The sequence below is a fragment of the Kordiimonas sp. SCSIO 12610 genome (assembly GCF_024398015.1).
GTDB lineage: Bacteria > Pseudomonadota > Alphaproteobacteria > Sphingomonadales > Kordiimonadaceae > CANLMI01.
Map to the genome: position 1 here is coordinate 1,126,459 of NZ_CP073747.1, position 17,812 is coordinate 1,144,270.

Sequence of the window (17,812 nt, forward strand, 5' to 3'; positions counted from 1 at the left end):
GAGATATGGAAATCACTAAGGAAGAGGCTATCGCTTTAGTTCAAGAAGAACTGGACCATCAATATCCAAAATTTTCTGAGATTGATGCCGCTGAGCAAGTTGTTTTGCCAGAGAAAACAATGGATTTTTCGTTTGGCTGGGTGGTTTTCTATGGTTCTAAGAGGTTCGCTCGATCAGGCTTAAATCTTGATACTTACACACGAAAACATGGAACGGAAGTAATAGTAGCAGATAATATGCCTTATATAGTTGATCGCCAAGGATACCTTTGCATTACGGGAAAAGCTTATCCAATTGAATACTATATAGAAGAACATAGAAAAAACGTATTTCCAGGGTGGCCGAATGGAGGTGCTGAGGCAATTCTTCAAGTGGATATGTCGGTGAAAACGTTTGCTAGCACATTTAATCGACCGCTACATAGAGGCAAAGAAGAAGGAATGGGCTGGTTTTCTTCGTCATTCGTTGAGCTTGACAGCATTGGCCCTGTCGTAATCAGTAGTTTTGACCATATTGAACAACATGGAGCAGTTGTTTATGTAGATAGATTAATCGACGAAGGCTTTGCAGAACCTCAGATTATTAAAGAATTTGGTTTGAAATCCGGAAATATTGTATGGCGGTCCAGGGACCAAAATAATTTTGATAGCTTCCCAAAGTATTAGTGATTGAATAATGGATCAGTTAAGTGCGATGCGGGTGTTTGTGGTTGTTGCCGAGTTGGGTGGTTTCTCAGCGGCAGCACGTCAATTAAACCTGCCGCTTTCAACCGTCAGCCGGAAAGTTGCAGAACTTGAAGCCCATTTAGGGGCGCAGCTTCTGACCCGAACAACGCGGAAGTTATCGCTCACGGAAAGCGGGGAACGTTTCCTTGCTGCGTGCCGCCGGATTTTGGATGACCTCACGGAGGCCGAGCAGGCCGCATCCGACGAATATACAAAACCAACCGGTACATTATCCATAACGGCACCTGTATTTTTCGGCAGGCTTCATATTTTGCCGATAGTCCATGAGTTTTTAAATGCGTATCCTGATGTGAAAATTAAGCTTAGTTTTGCGGATCATGTGGTTGACCTGTTGGATCAACATATCGACCTTGGTATTCGGATCGGTCAGCTTGCAGATAGTTCGATGATTGCAAAACAAATGGGAACCGTTAGACGGATCATCTGCGCAAGCCCGGATTATCTCCGCGAAAATGGAACGCCGCATGCGCCAGAGGATTTGGCGCACCATCAATGTATTTCGATTGTCAATAACACCAGCCTTCTGGGGTGGCGGTTTGCGATTGATGGACGCGATCAATATTATCCGATCAACAGCCGCTTGCAGGTAACATCAACGGAAGCTGCGGTTGATAGTGCGGTTCATCATATGGGCCTGACGCAGGTTTTATCCTATCAGGCTGCTGATCAGATTAAGGCGGGCAGGCTTAGTTTAGTGTTGAATGAGTTTCTCAAGCCCCTGATACCAGTTCATTTTATTTATCCGCAAGGCAGGCTGGTTCCTGTGAAGCTTCGAACCTTCATTGATTTTGCTACCCCGTTACTCAAGGCGCGCTTAGGGCGTGTTGCAACCGATTGCGGCTTAAACGAGTGAAATTATTATTCCATATAATGGGATAATATTTCTATAAAATACATTATTATATCAAAATCAATAATGACCTATGTTTGTCGTGTGTTCAAAAGCGTTTGAAAGTGTCAGGCGCAATAAATGACGAAAACCACGCTATGAGAGAAACATCATGACAAACCCATCCTATACAAATGCTAACCCAATCAAGCTTTATTGGTTTCCGCTATCTGGGCATGCCCATCGGGCGCAGTTGATGTTATCGCTTCTTGACCTGCCCCATGAACTGATCACGGTCGACCTCGCGGGCGGTGAGCAGAAGACACCGGAATTTCTGGCTGATCATCCTTTTGGTCAAGTTCCAGTTCTTGATGATAACGGCGTCAAAGTTTGGGATTCAAATGCCATTCTTGTTTACCTTGCGGCAAAGTATGATCCAGCGCGGACATGGTTGCCTGAAGCGCCGGAAAAAGCCGCCGATGTTCAAAAATGGTTATCCGTCGCGGCAGGGCCGATCTTTAATGGCCCATGCGCGGTTCGGCTTGTGAAACTGTTCAATGCTGATTTTGATCATACACGGGCATTAAAAGTTGCGGATGACCTTTTCAAGATTATGGATCCGTTCCTGAAGGGCAGAAATTTTCTGACAGGTGACGAACCTACAATCGCAGATGTGGCCGCTTATTCCTATATCGCACATAGCCCAGAGGGCGGTGCTAACCTGTCGCCGTATGGTGAAATTAACACGTGGCTGGAGCGAATTGAAGCCCTGCCGGGTTTTGTTGGAATGCAGAAAAGTCCCGCAGCGTAAAGCATTAACCAGCAACGTATTAATCAGAACGCGTACCATTTGTTGAATGCCAAAACTATAAAGCAAAGGTGGATATGATGAGCATGTCAGACGATAATCAATCAGGCCACTCTCCGTTTCATGAAGGAGAGCTGATGGTTCAGGAGAAACTGGGCGTAAAGGAGCAGGTTGCCAAATATGCGCCCAGAATGATCCGGGATTTCATGCCCGACCAGCACCGGGAACTGTTTGAGAAGCTTCCTTTTGTCATCCTTGGCGGGCTTGACGAAGCGGGTGACGTGTGGGCCACAATAATGGCTGGAACACCCGGGTTTGTTGAGGCGCCAGACACAACCAACCTAGTGATCAATGCTGCCCTTTTTGATGGGGACCCTTTAACGGATGGTTTGCTCACCGGCAGCAAGGTTGGTTTTTTGGGGTTGGAGACAACGACAAGACGCCGAAACCGCATGAACGGCCGGGTTGCCGGCAAATCAGATCAGATGCTTGCGATCAAAGTCGAGCAAAGCTTTGGCAATTGCCCGCAGTATATTCAGAAGCGTACGCTTGAGATCACGCGGGGCAGCGCCGCAGATATTAGATCACATAAAACGGATACCTTGAGCGATAGTGCGAAGCAAACGATTGAGCAAGCGGATACTTTCTTTATCGCATCGCGCACTGCGGACCTAAGCGATGATCCTGCAACGGGGCTTGATGTTTCGCACCGCGGCGGTATGCCCGGATTTATCGAGATCGTGGACGATACAACAATCCGTATCCCTGATTATGCGGGGAACCGTATTTATAACACCATTGGAAATATTATGAGCGATGGCAGGGTTGGGCTTTTGTTTGTTGATCATGAACAGAATGCCTTGCTTCAAATCAGTGGTGTTGCCCGCATCATTTGGGACGATGAACTAACCGAGCAAGGACCAGAGGGTAGGGGGAAAGAGGTTGAGCGAATGATTGAGGTTGAGTGCAAATCTGTTGTCCAAACGTTCAACAGCGCCCAGTTCAGCGAGGCATTGATTGAACGCTCGCCCATATTCAAGCGCTTTGCGAAAAATAATTCGCTGGATAGCGATGCATAATTGTCTGGCGGTGCCATTTTAATGCCACGAATTTGGATTTACTATGCGTTCCAAGAGAGTGAAAAATGATGTGATCGAAAATAAACACCTGTTCATAAAATGTGTGCTTCTGCAAATTTATGTTGCGTCTTTAAGTTGATATTTACGTTTAGGTGATTATGAGTTTTCCGAAATCAAGGCAATCGGATGCGCCTGATATGGCTGTGCCCCAAAAGGGCGAAAAACCCCCAAATTAACCATGGGGGAAACGGCTGTGGAACTGGCGCCTGTGATTGAACTTGAAAATGGGAATGCCTGCATTCCCCAACATTATTTAAAATATAACCATAATATTGATACAGTAGAGGCGATAGTCGCAGATGTTGAATTTTCTGATAATTATCCGGTTTTTGTTTGCTCAGACGCTACCGACAATAGCAGAAAAACTAATGTTTACTTTGAGGTTGGGATTATTGGGTTCGATAACTATTGCTCACAAGCCAGACAGGCATTGCAGAAAATCATCTATGACTGTCAATGGTGGTTGGAGCCTAACCTATCAGCCTTTGCGGTGATATCCTTTTTTGTGATTAAACTGTTCCAGTCTCTCAGTTGTCAAATTCTCAGTTTGAATTTTATTGGCGTCAAATTTCCTGCGGTCAAAGGTAGCAGATTGCTTGCATAGCTATGGCGAACGGCAATATGCTTTACTGGAGTGAGCAAGAACAGGTGCACATTATGGCCCGAATTGATATTGAACCCACTGGTCGCCTGAGCGAAGGCATGATCGAAACGTTGGTCCGCACCTTTTACGGTCATATACAAACGCATGATACCCTTGGCCCTGTATTTGAGCATGAGATCGCGGGGGACTGGGAACCCCATCTGCAAAAAATGATCGCTTTCTGGTCATCGGCGATGCTGAAAACAGGCGCGTATGATGGCAGGCCTATGGTCGTTCACAAGCGACTTTCGGATAAAGCCACGCTGCCCCTGCGCGAGGACCATTTCGAGGAATGGCTCGCATTATTCAAAGCAACCGTTTTTGAGCTATTTGAAGATGATATCGCCGAACAATTTATGGAAAAAGCAGGCCGAATTGCCGATAGCCTGCGCCTCGGGATATTTTACCGGATATAGAAACAAAAATAAGAATTAAGTATTATTCAAATGATAATTATACTACTATTAATATATTATATTAAATAAAAGTAACTATAAGTAGATTTGAATATGGCTAGTTCTATAGTTCTAGATTCTAGCATTTCCGCAGGAACTGGGGATGCTGCTGACGAATTTGAATTATTAAAAACATCATTTGTTGATAACGGCTATTGTGAACAATTAAAGAGTTTGAATAGTCCAAAGTGTATTATACTTGGATCAACAGGTGTCGGTAAAACAGCAATTATAAACCAATTGATTACTATTACAGATAATAGTGCGCAGATTCATCCTGATGATTTATCAATATCCTATATAAATCGTTCAAGCATAATAAAACAAATGGAAGATTGTGGGGTCAATTTAGCACCTGTTTTCCGGTTTATGTGGCAGCATGTTTTTATAGTTGAACTAATCAGGTTGAAATTTAATTTAACTACAAAGAATTCAATACTGAGATTGCTCGATAGATTGAAGGCTAGATATTTAACCGGTTCTTCCGAACAGCAAGCAATTCAATTTATGGAAAAATGGGGAAGTAATTTCTGGGAGAGTGTCAACCTTCGGGTACGTGAGATAACGGAGTCACTCGAGGCTGCTGTACAAAACTCCGGACGTATAGATATACCTCAAGTTGGTAGTATTTCAGGAGCGGTAACTGATAGACAGAATACCGAATTAAAAGAACACTATGAAAGTATTGTACAAACATTCATAAGTGAAGAACTGGTCAAACAGCAGAAAAGTATAATAGATATTTGTATCAACGATTTTTTTGCAAATAGTAATAAGGCATATTATTTATTAATAGATGACCTTGATAAAGACTGGGCTCCGAGTGACCTAAAAAATTTATTGTTGAAGTCGTTGTTGATGGCATTAAAAACAATACGGCGTATTCCGAATACTAAAATTATTATTGCTTTGAGAGAGGATATTAAGCACCAGTTGTTTCATGAAACACCAATGCCAGGATTTCAGGAAGATAAATTTGAGTCTTTAGAGCTAAGATTGTCATGGAGCAAAAACCAATTACTCAATTTAGCCAATTTAAGAATTAATGCATCTTATAAAGAAAAATATACTAACGCTGAAGTGAAGGCAAATCAGATTTTTTCTGATTTCCAAATCGAAAAAAAATCTCCTTTGGATTATATAATAAGCCGTACTCGTATGAGGCCTCGAGAATTAATTTTATTCTTAAATACTTGTATACATAAAGCTCGAATTGATAATCAGAATAATATAACTCGAAATACCTTAATAGCTGCTGAGAAGCAGTATAGTAGTAAACGTGTGCAGGCTGTCCACGATGAATGGAATGTAGTCTATCCATGTATTAAGGCATATATTGAACTATTAAAACGAAAGCCAATGAGTTTTTCTGTTGGACGTTTCCAACAAAACAATATCACTGATTTTATGAACATAATGGCGCAACATTCGAAAGCTCATCATGATCCAATTGGAAGAGCGATAATACAAGGTGAAAGTGATCTGGCAGTTTCGAACAGAAAAATTATTCGTGAGTTAATAAAAATCTTCTATAGAACTGGAATTATTGGATTGAAGACAGAACCAGAATTGCCCGAAATGTGGGCTTATCAAGATGAACCGATGGTAGAAGACGTATCAATTGACAGTAAAACAAAAATTTATGTTCATCCTGCGTTTTTTGCAATTTTGGGTACAGATAAAAGACTTTCTCAGAAAATATCTCTAGATGGTAATCCGAAAAACTAATATATCTATTTTTTAAATTTAATTTAGAATTTGATAAAGTGACCAAACGGCCTGAAAAGAAAAGCGAAACAATCGAGGTTAGGGTTTCCTATAGCGAAAAGCTCGCTTTCATGGAGGCCTGCAAGCAGGCTGGCACAACCGCAAGCCATGCCATTCGCGGTTATATCGATGATTTTCTGCATCCTGAACAGTCTGCTGATACTCGGGCTTTATCCCCGTATCGTTTGTTTTTGATGGGGCTCGCGGGTCTCGCGCTGATTATTGGTGTGATATCCGTCGTTATGGTGGGGCAGCGCCAAGCGGGCGCTATCGAAACTGTGGGCCGTCAGGTCCCGACAGCGCATCGGGCGATGGGATATTTCGACAAAAATCATGATGGTTTTGTTGACGGCGATGATGTTGCTGCCCTTTCTGGTCCAAACGGTGAAGCCATTGCGCAGTTGATTAAACTCGGGGATAAAAACGCCGATCAGAAATTAGATGGTGGTGAATTTGCGGCGATGGCGAAGTTCACAATTGAAATGCCATCAAGCGCCAATCAGGAGTTTGCTGACGGTGAACGAAAAGAAAAGGTTCTAGTCTTTCCGCCTGGCCTCAATGAAAAGGAACGCCGTGAATATTTGATCGAAATGGGCGCGAACAAGTTCCTAAGCGACGCAGATATCGAACGTCTTTCCAAAATTGTTGATGTCCTCGACGCGGAGGACACCAACAGTTCATCCCCCAACAACTAAACCAGTATCAAGTGTTGGAGGGACAGCGAGCCTTTAGCGATTGGCCTTTAGCCACGCGTAAAAATTTTCTTCAAGTGCTGGAACGGTTGTCGCGACATTGTTGGCCGGACCCTTCTCAGATAACCAATCCTTGATGTCGCCGCCTGCTGCAACATGCGTCGCAATCTTTGCGAAAATCTGCCGGTCGCCTGATTTTTCAATCATATAATCGGCAAACCCACGGGACTGCGCGTAAAACATCGCGGGGTCACGCCCATCGCTTCTGCCATCAAGTTCACCTTTCGAGAGGACGACAACACCGCCCTGCGCGCGACCAGCGGCGGTTTTTTGCCGTTCTTCGATGATCTGGCGTGCTTGCTCAAACACGGGATGTGTCATGGTGAAATATTCTTTGAGCGGCCACATGGTTTTGAAATCATCCTCGATGGTTTCCCGAAGCCCATCATTACGCCCATCGGTTAGGACATCATTCTCGAGAAGGACAGCAGCCATTTCATCAAGCCAATCTGCGGCTGGCCCACCATATTGCTGTATGTCGGCAGCGTTAACATTGCTGACATCAAGGTTGTCGTCCGGCCAGTATGTTTTAATAAAATACAAATGACCAAGCTCGTGCGATAGCGCGCCGTCAAGAACCGCGTCTGAGCGGGCTTCGCCCTCTGAGGGCGTGTTTTGACCGGAGGCTTCCAGGCTTGCTTTTACGGATCGTTCAACGATTGCTTCCAAGGCTGCATCGCTGATATCCGGCTGTTGTTCTTTTACTTGTGCCCGAACAGTCCCTTCAATCAAATCCCGTCTGTCTTGGGCCGTAATCCACGGCAGGACGACAGGATAGCTTTGCCGAATAACGGCTTGATCATCTGCGGGTAGAATATTTCCAAGGATAACCGCTGCGTCCGGCGCTGTACCGCCAAAATATGTTTCAAACTTTGCAGCGGCTTGTTCGATATGCCCTTCAAATTTACCGGTGCGGCCAGGCTTGCCGATAATAATGCCCATTTCACTGGACAGGCACTCGACTGTTTCGCGTGCGCAGATGCTCTCGATATTTTCACTATCTGCAAGCGATGCATTGATCTGCGTTGCTGCAAGTATGCTGAAAATCGCGCCTGTAATGGCATTTCTTTTTATTCGTTTGGTCTTGGTGTTCATAATGTCCTCACTGTAGTTCGTTTCTATTGCTGATGTTTCATCATCTTTTTCGCCGCCTGTTTCATCATCTGCTTCATCGAAGGCACCAACAGGGTTTGATTTGATGGTTTTCATATGCGGGGCAGGGCGCTTTAATGCGAGGTTTAACCTGTCGGGACGCTTTAAAAAGGGTACTAAATCATGTCCGGACAGATGAAACGAGCCAATCGGGCGATAAAATGAGTACCCCCGACGATCGCGAGTGAACGAATACCCCTAAGTGTACGCTCAGTACACAATCCAGTGTTCAAGCGACTTCCGGCTTTGCATACCACGCTCCACCCTTTAAGTTCCGATAAGGGAATATCAGTAACAGTTTATAAAAGGGAACGATGATGGGCACTCTCACAAAGGGCAGGTTTAATCATATGGGCAAGACTGCGGTGATCGCAGGCATGATGCTTGGTGTATCTATGGCTGGAACACTAAGTGCAGTAGCGCAAAAGCAATTTGCACCGAACCAGCAACAGTTTGTAAGCGTGAATGAACGAGCGGTTTATTTAACCAATGTGCGTCTTGTGGACGGCACTGGAAGCCCTGCGAAGGAAAACCAGACCCTTTTGATCGAGGGCGGCAAAATCAAAGCGCTTGGCAGTGATATCAAGATACCAAGCGGGGCCAAAACCGTTGACCTGTCGGGCAAAACAGTATTGCCGGGTATGGTCGGATTACACGAGCATATTTTTTATAACGCAAGCGAACCTGATCAGTTTATCCAAAGCAGTCAGCCGATTATTTTCCCGCGCCTTTATTTGGCGGCGGGGGTTACAACAGCGCGGACTGCTGGCAGTTTTGAGCCCTACACCGATGTTAAGATCAAACAATATATCCAAAATGGTCGCTTGATTGGGCCAAACTTTGATACAACAGCCCCGTTCCTCGAGGGGGCACCCGCCCAGTTCCTGCAAGCGCCAGAAACCGAAACCGCGGAGGAAGCCCGCACCTTCGTCAATTATTGGGCCGATCAGGGTATGACATCTTATAAGGCCTATATGAATATTAAGGCCGATACCCTGAAGGCATCGATCGATGCGGCGCACGCACGCGGCCTTAAGGTTGCGGGGCATTTATGTTCGATCACGTACCGTGATGCATCCAACATGGGGATTGATAATCTGGAGCACGGGTTTCTGCTCGCCACCGATTTCGTCAAAAACAAGAAAAAGGACGAATGCCCCGGCTTTCCACTGGCACGTTTTATGGAACTGGAACTTGAAAGCCCGGAAGTACAGGATTTGATGGATACGCTCATTAAAAACAAAACGGCGATCACTTCCACGCTTGCGGTTCTGGCGCGGATTTCAGCAACCGTAAATCCACCGAACCCTGATGCGGTGGAGGCACTGGGTCACGGTGCTAAGGCCCACTATCTGGGTAATCACGCGAATGGGTACGCTCGTGCGCTTGATAACGATATCTGGGAACGGGCTGTGCGTAAGGAAATGGCTTGGGAAAAGGCGTTTGCTGACAAGGGTGGTTTGGTTGTTGCGGGTTCTGACACGACAGGCATTGGCGGCACGGTTGCGGGATTTGCGAACCATGAACAGCTTATTTTGCTGGTGGAAGCAGGGTTCAGCCCGCTCGAAGCGATTAAGGTCGCAACACTCAATGGCGCGATCTCGCTTGACCGCGCGGATACTATTGGCTCTGTAGAGGTGGGCAAAAATGCTGACCTGATCGTTATTGATGGTCGCCCGGATGAAAATATCAGCGATATCAAAAAGGTCGAAACAGTGTTCAAAGACGGTATCGGCTATAATAGCAAAGCCATGATTGCATCTGCGAAAGGCCGCGTTGAGAATTAGAAAGATATTTGTCTACTCAATGAAAAGTCCCTTGAATATTGTTTTCAAGGGACTTTTATTATAGCAGTTTGTTGGTGTTCGGGTTGAATTATTTCCAATAATTATTGGCTGCTGCAACGGTTTGGAAATTGGTTGCAACGACAGCAGATGATGCGATCAGGGCATCCGCATCCTGTTCGTATACACTGCGTAATTTGCCTCTGATTTCATCATTAGGTTGGGTTTTCTTCACCCCCATACGGGAGAGCTTCAGCGCGAGTTCAAAACCCTCTTCGGGGCTTTCAGTGATAAGTGTAGGCAGCCAAGTCATGATATTTCTTCCCTTTGATCCATATTAAAATAGTATATTAAATATATATTTTGAATATATCTATATTATATCCACATGAACCTTCCATGAACTCTTCGAAACATAAAGGTTGGCTATCATACTGATTGTATTTTTGATGAGTTATGAGGAGTGTGGTTTCCCGCACTCCTGTTAAATTCTATCCCCTTATGCGCTCCCAAACCCATTCGAGAATAAGAGCAACCACGAGGCTGATGCCCATCATCGGCAGGAATAGGGCAAAGAAGATAATCAGCCCAAAAAGCACAGGTTTTATCCGGTGATCGATGGGGCGCTCGGGTGCGGCTAGCTTGCCTTCTGGCCTGCGTTTCCACCAGATTACCGTGCCCGAGACGGCAAGCATAATCACCATCAATGCGGTCAAGACACCAAGCGCTTTGTTCGCCCAACCAAAAAGCGCGCCTTCATGGTAGGCTATACCATATGAAACCAGTTTTTTAACAGGGTGATAATCATCAAAACGGATACGCATGATCTCCGCGCCGGTCCATTTGTTATAGTGAACGGTCTGACGATCATAGCGGTTTTGTACCATCGAACGCGCGGTCCAGACACCGTTTTCACCGCGTGGCATCCGAAGCTCCACAGGGGCCGCTAGCTCTTCCGCCTTCACAATATCAAAAACGCGCTGAAGGCTGATCGGTGTTAAGGCATCTGTTGGCTTCTGAGAAATTAGCGTTACCTCGCCTTCATCGCGGCCTGTCGACCATAGTTTCAGGCCGTCATCAACGCCTTTCGTTGATTTGTCAGTGCTCTCTGCTTGCTTGTGATGCGCGTGTGGGTCAGCGGGGATTTGCCCTTGGTCTATCGCTTGCACCTCCCCGGGTTTTGCTGACTGTAGGGTCACAAACCATTCCTGTCCGGGGCCGTTCCAGCCCATCATCGCCTGAAACTTGCCGAAACTATCACCCCAAACACCTGTCCACGGCAAACCGGATAATAGAAGGGTTAAAATAAGCGTGCTTGCCCACAGGCCCACACTCATATGCACTTCCTTCCAGATTTGGCGCTTGCTGCCCCTAAAGCTCGGAAAGAGGGTGGCTGTTACGCTCTGGCCCTTGGGCCACCATAAATAAAGCCCGGTTATGATCAGCACGATCATCCATGATGCCGCCATTTCAACGATTAGGGAGCCATTATCACCCGTTAGCAATTGCCCGTGAATATCGGTCATCAAACTCATGATGCGATCTCGGGGGGCGACGCTATCCAGAACCTTGCCTGTTGCAACGTCCTGCCAGATCATCAGGCTTTCCCCGTTTTTAAGGCGTAGAACCATTTCAGTCGTTGGATCGCTTGTGTCGTGCTGTAGGGTGATTTTGCTAATGCTTGATCCGGGGTATAATGCCTTAACAGTTGCCATCAGCGTATCTGCGTCAAGCGGTGTGCCGCCTTGCGCGCGTTCGTTAATGCCTGCTTCAACCGTACCCTCGATCTCGGCCTTGAAAAGATAAACACTGCCCGTAAGCGCAAGGATGACCGCAAAGGGAATAACCAATAATCCAGCGAAAAAATGCCAGCGCCAAACCCGTTGGTAGAGGGAGCGCGATTTGCGCTCCACCCCATGACTGTGTTGTTTATTTGGTGCCATTATGGATTCCCTCCAAAGCCGATACGCACACTGCCAAAGACCGAAAGGCCATTGCCGGGAGTAAAGATGTTCAGGTTGGTGGCTGTGCTTGCATTCGCAATTGTTGCGGACTCGGTCACAAAACCCTGATCCTCAAGGTTGCGTGCGTCCAGATAGAGTGTAATCGTGTCATTAACGCGGTAGGATGCTTCAACGCCGAATACGGTAAAATCAGGCAGTTCAAGCGTATTGGCGAAATCAACAAATGTATCCGTCTGAAACTGAAGGTTGGGCGCAATTCTGAAATCCTGCCATTCGAATGCCAGTTCGATCCGGCCCGAATGGCGCGGCGCCCCCGCGAGGCGATTATTTCCAAACACAGGATCATTATCAAAGGTAAAATCCTGATAGGTATAGGATACGCGCGGCGCGATAATCAGATCTTCTGTCGCTTCAAAACGCGCGAGGACAGAGGCCTCAATCCCTTCATGGGTTGTCTCATCCGCCGCATTGAAAATCGGGGCAGGCAACAACGCGTCTTCGGTGAAGGCGATAAATTCGTTCTCAAGCTGTGCGTTATAATAGGCAATTTCGAATTGGAAGTTTTCAATGCTGCCACGGGTGCCGATTTCAAACGTTGTACCGTCTTGCGCCTCAAGGGGCACAAAAAGCGGTTGGCCGCCCTGCGTTAAATCAAGGAAGGTTGGTGGTTCATAGGATGCGGACAGGTTTGCAAATAGCTGAACATTCGGCGTTACCTCATAAAGAATACCGATCTTTGGCGATGCCTGATCAAAATCAGCCTCAGGGTTACGCGCGGGATTAAGGTTATCCTCCAGATCACGGTCGGTTGTGATGTAGGTAAGGCCACCAACGATAGTAAATCCATCAAAAATTTCCCCGCGCAGTTCACCGTAAGCCTCAAACGTTTCCGCGTGCTGGGTTGTGTCGCCGATAACTGGGCCGCGGTCACCGCCAAAATTGAGGGAGATGACGCTGAAATTGTGCCCGTTTCGGTACCGCGCACCAAGGGTCCAGTTTATGGGGATGCCGTTCGCATCACGCTCGCCCTCATAGCGGACAAAGGCGGTATAGTCATCCACATCATTATCGATAAAAATCGGGATCGGGTGGATAAGCTCCCGCGCCGTGTAGGCGCCGCCAAACTCGATTGTATCCTCGGGCGTTACATCTACGGTCGTGGTTGTGAACAGGCGGACCGAATTGATGTCACGCGCAAAATCGTTCGCAACCGCCTGCGGGTTCGCGAGTTCAGGCGTGTTAAGGGCGCTATCAAGCGATACAGCCCCCGGAATATCCTGATTAACCACATTCAAAATACCGCCGAAACGGGTTTTGACACTGTCGCTCCATTCATAGCCAATATTAGTATAGGCACGGAAATTATTCTGGTCTGAGTGATTGCGGAAACCGTCCTGTCGTTGCCATGAAATCGCGCCCAGAATATCAAGTTTGCCGAAATCTTCTGCTGCATGGGCCGTCAGGCGGGTGGTGCCGAACGATCCGCCCTCTAAGGCAAGGGCATATCTGCTTGAAACGCTTTCGGCATTAATGCCGGTAAGCTCGATCGAGCCACCAAGCGTGGTTGATCCGGTTCTGAACGCATTTGCCCCGCGATTGACCGTGATGTGGGATGTGAAACTGGGGTCGATTTCCTGAAAATCCCCGAACCCGTCGGCGGCGTTGATCGGCACGCCGTCAAACAACAGTTCAATTCCGCGCAGGTGGAAATTTTGCGCGAGGCCAGAGCCACGGATCGAAAGGCGGCTTTCTTCGCCGTAACGCGGTGCAGAGACAATCCCCGGTGTGAAGGCAAGCGTATCACGGAAGGATACGGCGTAACGCCCTGCGAACTCTTCGCGCGCGACAATCGTTACATTGCCTGCTTGCGCACGGGCAAACTCCAGCGCGTTTTGAAGGGCGGCGGTGCGGTGCTCATCAGTTACCAAAATGGTTTCGATATCATCGCCCAAGGGGTCAGCAATCGCCTCGACATCGGCATCAATTGCAAACGCAGGGTTGGTGGCAATCATCGTTGCCATACTGCCAAAAAGGGCAGTTGCAAATTTAAACATATGTATAAACCTGAACTCAAAAATTCATAAAATGGCGTGTGCATGCGCGGTAAAACGCAGTCTGCACACATTGAAAGTGATAATGAAAAGAAGGGTCAGGCGTGCGGCGGCGCGCGGGAGCCAAGGGGCGGTGTGTTCTCTAATGTGTAGGTATTCAGGCCGCGGTTTGCCCGTTCACGGCGCTTGATCGCAGGGCGCGTCAGCAGGGCAGAGTTTGCATCCAGATCAGGGGTGTTTAGGACCGAGAGATGACAGGGCCCGCAGTGGTTCATGAGCTGCTCGCTATCATCAATTTCCCCTACCTCGATCATGAAGGCACGAATGGCGGCATCGGCCTCTGATGTGATGGCATACGGCGAGCACCAAAGCGCGTTATCACCCGCGATCGATGCCATAACGGCAGGGTTTGTGAAGATGGTCTGCGCGAACGCAATCATCAAGACAAACAGACGCACAAGGCGCGCAATATGCGGCCCTGAGGTGGTAGCAAATCGTTGCTCATCCGCGCGTGTTTTCGATTGTCTTAATGCCTGAAGCATTCATATGACCCCTGTCGTTCACGGCAGCAATAGGGGGAAACACTATTGAATGCAACAGCATAATTGCCGCAACCCCCACATAGTTGCGAGCAGGCCATGGCCTACATTACAATTAGGTCATCGAGCTAAGAATTCACCACGATGAGTTTGGACAACAAAGCGAAGTTGTTTTTCCCACCCGCTTTTATGAGGAATGCGATTAAACCCTACTCCATCAGAAGCCATTAACTCCAAACGAGATTTCTGGCTTAAAGCTTGCCAGTTCTCAAACATAACATAAACAGCATTTCCGTATCTGAGGTTCTCAAATACGACAAGGTCATCTTCAAATTGAGCGCCAAAATATCTCTGAAATCCACTCTTTCCGCGGAGTATATTTCTTGGTTCAAGGGACATAAGTACTTCATAACGTTCTTCGATCGTTCTAACTTCATCTTCTGCGAATGCACTTCCAGCAGTAAGGCGTCGAATGTCTGCGTCGCGTTCACCGGGTGGAAAAATTTCCCAATCCAGATTAATATTCGCCAAATATTCTGCATCCGGTGCTTCTGACGGGTATATGTCTGAGGCGCCTATATTTTCTTGTAGCACATTTAGATTGTAAAAGAGGTTTTTATTAAAATCCTCAGCAGATCGGTCTAGAATTTCATTTATTTCAAATTTAACTACGTAAATAGATTGATCGTTTACTATACTTTCTTCAAGCACTTGCACGCTAATGTGAAGGTGTTTTGGAGGAATGAATTCAACTTGATATACTTCACGGTCCCAATAATGGGTATGAGTGCCATAGGTTGCAGCATCTCCAAAATTTGGTGTCTCAAAGGCATAAGTTTTAGTCACTTTTGGTAAGTCTTTTAACGGTCTTGTTTTACCTTCAATATTAGTCTTTGACCAACGCCCCACGTCAGGTCTTGGCTCAATGTTTTCCGGGGTGTTAATTCCTCCTTCTTGATAGGTTACCCCGAGGTGTTCATAATAACCTTCCTGAATTTCGGCTGTGGTTATTCTTTTCACCGCAGCCACTTTTAAAGTGTTACCTTCTAGTTGTTGAACCTTTCGGTTGATACTAGTTGGTATCTTTTTAAGATTTCTTTTCCATTTATTTGGCATGAACTTGCATCCCCTATTGAGCAGTATTTGTCGAAATATAAATGGTGATTAGTTGAAATAATACAACCATAAAAAATCACCTAAAGTACTAGGCATAATTGTCATGGGTTATGGGTGCTATTTTAGGAAATACTTTAGGCTAAGAAGCTACATTGCCTGCTAAATATCGAAAATGATCAAGAGTGCGCTTATGTTGCCATATCAAACTCTTATTTATTTCGAAGGTATTTGCCGAATTTGTACGAAAATTCATATGCTAAACAAAATTTCATCTCCTTAAAAACGGGCATTTATTTGTTCAGTTTTGACTTTATTGTGGATGCCCGATCAGGTCGGGCATGACGATGGGTAAGAAATTGAGCATGACGGATATATAATATGGATATAACGGTACCAAGAACCAACTGTCATACCGTGGCTTGACCGCGGTATCCTTGGGCTGTGGATGATAACGCTGGACTCCGGGATCAAGTCCCGGAGTGACAATTATATACATTTTATCCCAGTGAAACGTGGATATTGGTGTGGTGTATGATTTGGTATTGCACCCCTCACGCTCCGGAGTGACAGGTTCAAGAGCGTTTAAATCACTTTCCGCACACCAGCACATGCCTGTCGAACACGGCACCGATGACGAGCTTGTCACCGTAGGGGGCGCCGACGATCGCGGCGTTGATCAGCCCCTGATCTTCTGAAGAGAGACTGATAAGTTACTCGTTTGGAATGAGTGCTGAGAGCCTGTCCCTATTTGTCATGAATACTGTAAAATCCGGACTATCTGTATTCACGAGCGTCATTGCTTTTTCAAAGTTCTTGATTGCTTCCTCAATCTGATTATCGCGTTCTAGGCCAACGGCCAGATTACCGAATGCGCGAGCGGAATAGGGATAGTTTTCTATATTCTTCTCAAAGGCCTTAATCGCTAATTTAGGGTCTTTTACAACGGACAAATAATAGTGTCCAAGATTGTTATAAATGGCCTCAGCGGGAACAATATTATAGCCATAGTGATCAGAGAGGTTGGCATGATAGGCCGATACTGAGGCAAGCCCTTCTGGATATTTAGCATTCGGAAGCTTCCATGTTTTATATAAGTCGCGGTAGGCGTTAAAAAAGCCTATAATAGGTGTTGTTGTGTGGGTCTCTCCTTGATGGGTTTCGACTTTATACGTTAGGTTTGGGGACCTGTTCTCTTCCAAAAGCGCTCTGTAAGCCTCGAATCCATTGACCATTATCTCAGTTTCAGAGCCGAGGTTCATATATAGATACCTCTTATTCGACGCTGCTTGCTTCAGTAGTCCTTTCGCATTTGTGATGATTTCCTGCTCATTCCACCAAAGGCTTGGGCTAAAAGCAAGGTGTGCCTGAAATAAATTTGGTCGCGTTTGGAAGCTATGAAGTACTAATAATCCCCCAAGCGAATGCCCGGCGAAAACTTTATAATCGGCAGTACGATAAGTGTTGTTAATATGAGGGATCAATTCCCCCTCAATAAAATCTAAAAACAGTTCGCCTTTGCCTGAGGTGGGATTTGCATTTGATGACGGTGTTAGATCTTGCAGGCGGTTGCCACTCTGTATTCCGACAATAATCGTTTCTGGTACGTTGTTGTAAAGGCTTAGAAATTTCGAAGTTCCATAGACATGGTCTATTTGATCATGGCCGTCGAGTAAGTACAAAACCGGATATGTCGCATTAAGATTTTGCCGGTAGTTCTGTGGCAAAGCCACAACGATTTCTCGTTTGGATGATAATATCTGAGACTGGAAGGTACTGCGCTCAATATGATCCTGCGCGCAAACTGAAACGCTAAATATAGATAATAGAATGGCGCATGTAATACCTCGAAACATTTTCGGATCCTTTAATATGATATGTAATAATGTATCAATATGTGATCATTTCCAACTTTGCAATCTATTTTCAGTAATTTGCGATTTATGATCGATCCGCCGTAAGGGGATCTGAACAAAACAGAGACTGATAGAAAGAGTTTTTATGGAGGTGTGTAGAATGAAAATGCTAGCAGTTTTGAATAAGGCAACGAATTAAAACAACGGTATATTT

Annotated in this window: 16 protein-coding genes; 9 read left to right on the plus strand and 7 right to left on the minus strand. The window is 46.1% G+C overall.

What is annotated here, in order from left to right:
• Positions 1-5 precede the first annotated feature (5 nt).
• The 8 genes from KFF44_RS05135 (at position 6) to KFF44_RS05170 (ending at position 7,082) form a co-directional block, all read left to right on the plus strand.
• A complete protein-coding gene (locus tag KFF44_RS05135) occupies positions 6-665 on the plus strand; it encodes a YrhB family protein (protein ID WP_255937859.1) in 660 nt (219 codons plus the stop codon).
• Positions 666-675: 10 nt separating this feature from the next.
• Positions 676-1,599: a LysR family transcriptional regulator gene (locus KFF44_RS05140; RefSeq protein WP_255937860.1), complete on the plus strand. Its 924-nt coding sequence runs from the start codon at positions 676-678 to the stop codon at positions 1,597-1,599.
• Between the two features lie 148 nt (positions 1,600-1,747).
• Positions 1,748-2,386, plus strand: a complete 639-nt coding sequence (locus KFF44_RS05145) for a glutathione S-transferase family protein (protein ID WP_255937861.1) — start codon at positions 1,748-1,750, stop codon at positions 2,384-2,386.
• A gap of 83 nt (positions 2,387-2,469) precedes the next feature.
• Complete coding sequence (locus KFF44_RS05150; RefSeq protein ID WP_255937862.1) at positions 2,470-3,462, plus strand: pyridoxamine 5'-phosphate oxidase family protein; 993 nt, start codon at positions 2,470-2,472, stop codon at positions 3,460-3,462.
• Between the two features lie 268 nt (positions 3,463-3,730).
• Positions 3,731-4,126, plus strand: coding sequence for a hypothetical protein (locus KFF44_RS05155; RefSeq protein WP_255937863.1), 396 nt, complete (start codon positions 3,731-3,733; stop codon positions 4,124-4,126).
• A 53-nt stretch (positions 4,127-4,179) separates the two neighbouring features.
• Positions 4,180-4,581: a group III truncated hemoglobin gene (locus tag KFF44_RS05160; protein WP_255937864.1), complete on the plus strand. Its 402-nt coding sequence runs from the start codon at positions 4,180-4,182 to the stop codon at positions 4,579-4,581.
• A 93-nt stretch (positions 4,582-4,674) separates the two neighbouring features.
• On the plus strand, positions 4,675-6,348 hold the full coding sequence (locus KFF44_RS05165; protein WP_255937865.1) for a P-loop ATPase, Sll1717 family: 1,674 nt from the start codon (positions 4,675-4,677) through the stop codon (positions 6,346-6,348).
• Between the two features lie 38 nt (positions 6,349-6,386).
• The gene (locus tag KFF44_RS05170) at positions 6,387-7,082 is read left to right on the plus strand and encodes a hypothetical protein (protein ID WP_255937866.1); all 696 of its coding nucleotides are present in this window, start codon (positions 6,387-6,389) and stop codon (positions 7,080-7,082) included.
• A 33-nt stretch (positions 7,083-7,115) separates the two neighbouring features.
• On the opposite strand, the gene KFF44_RS05175 is transcribed toward KFF44_RS05170, so the two are convergent.
• Positions 7,116-8,348: a hypothetical protein gene (locus tag KFF44_RS05175; protein WP_255937867.1), complete on the minus strand. Its 1,233-nt coding sequence runs from the start codon at positions 8,346-8,348 to the stop codon at positions 7,116-7,118.
• Positions 8,349-8,641: 293 nt separating this feature from the next.
• Between KFF44_RS05175 and KFF44_RS05180 the strand changes: the two genes are divergently transcribed.
• Positions 8,642-10,078 carry an amidohydrolase family protein gene (locus KFF44_RS05180; RefSeq protein WP_255937878.1) on the plus strand — a complete coding sequence of 479 codons (1,437 nt, stop codon included), beginning with the start codon at positions 8,642-8,644 and terminating at the stop codon, positions 10,076-10,078.
• Between the two features lie 88 nt (positions 10,079-10,166).
• Here KFF44_RS05180 and KFF44_RS05185 read toward each other — a convergent pair whose 3' ends face one another.
• The 6 genes from KFF44_RS05185 to KFF44_RS05210 all read right to left on the minus strand — a co-directional run bounded on the left by KFF44_RS05185 (position 10,167) and on the right by KFF44_RS05210 (position 17,598).
• Complete coding sequence (locus tag KFF44_RS05185) at positions 10,167-10,388, minus strand: hexameric tyrosine-coordinated heme protein (RefSeq protein WP_255937880.1); 222 nt, start codon at positions 10,386-10,388, stop codon at positions 10,167-10,169.
• A gap of 178 nt (positions 10,389-10,566) precedes the next feature.
• Positions 10,567-12,018, minus strand: coding sequence for a PepSY domain-containing protein (locus KFF44_RS05190; protein ID WP_255937882.1), 1,452 nt, complete (start codon positions 12,016-12,018; stop codon positions 10,567-10,569).
• Complete coding sequence (locus tag KFF44_RS05195; RefSeq protein WP_255937884.1) at positions 12,018-14,093, minus strand: TonB-dependent receptor domain-containing protein; 2,076 nt, start codon at positions 14,091-14,093, stop codon at positions 12,018-12,020. The genes KFF44_RS05190 and KFF44_RS05195 overlap by 1 nt, the downstream gene beginning before the upstream one ends.
• Before the next feature lie 95 nt (positions 14,094-14,188).
• Positions 14,189-14,632 (minus strand): hypothetical protein, encoded by a 444-nt coding sequence (locus tag KFF44_RS05200; RefSeq protein WP_255937887.1) that lies wholly within the window; start codon positions 14,630-14,632, stop codon positions 14,189-14,191.
• A gap of 117 nt (positions 14,633-14,749) precedes the next feature.
• Positions 14,750-15,745 carry a hypothetical protein gene (locus tag KFF44_RS05205; RefSeq protein WP_255937890.1) on the minus strand — a complete coding sequence of 332 codons (996 nt, stop codon included), beginning with the start codon at positions 15,743-15,745 and terminating at the stop codon, positions 14,750-14,752.
• A 710-nt stretch (positions 15,746-16,455) separates the two neighbouring features.
• On the minus strand, positions 16,456-17,598 hold the full coding sequence (locus KFF44_RS05210; protein WP_255937893.1) for an alpha/beta hydrolase-fold protein: 1,143 nt from the start codon (positions 17,596-17,598) through the stop codon (positions 16,456-16,458).
• Between the last annotated feature and the right edge of the window lie 214 nt (positions 17,599-17,812).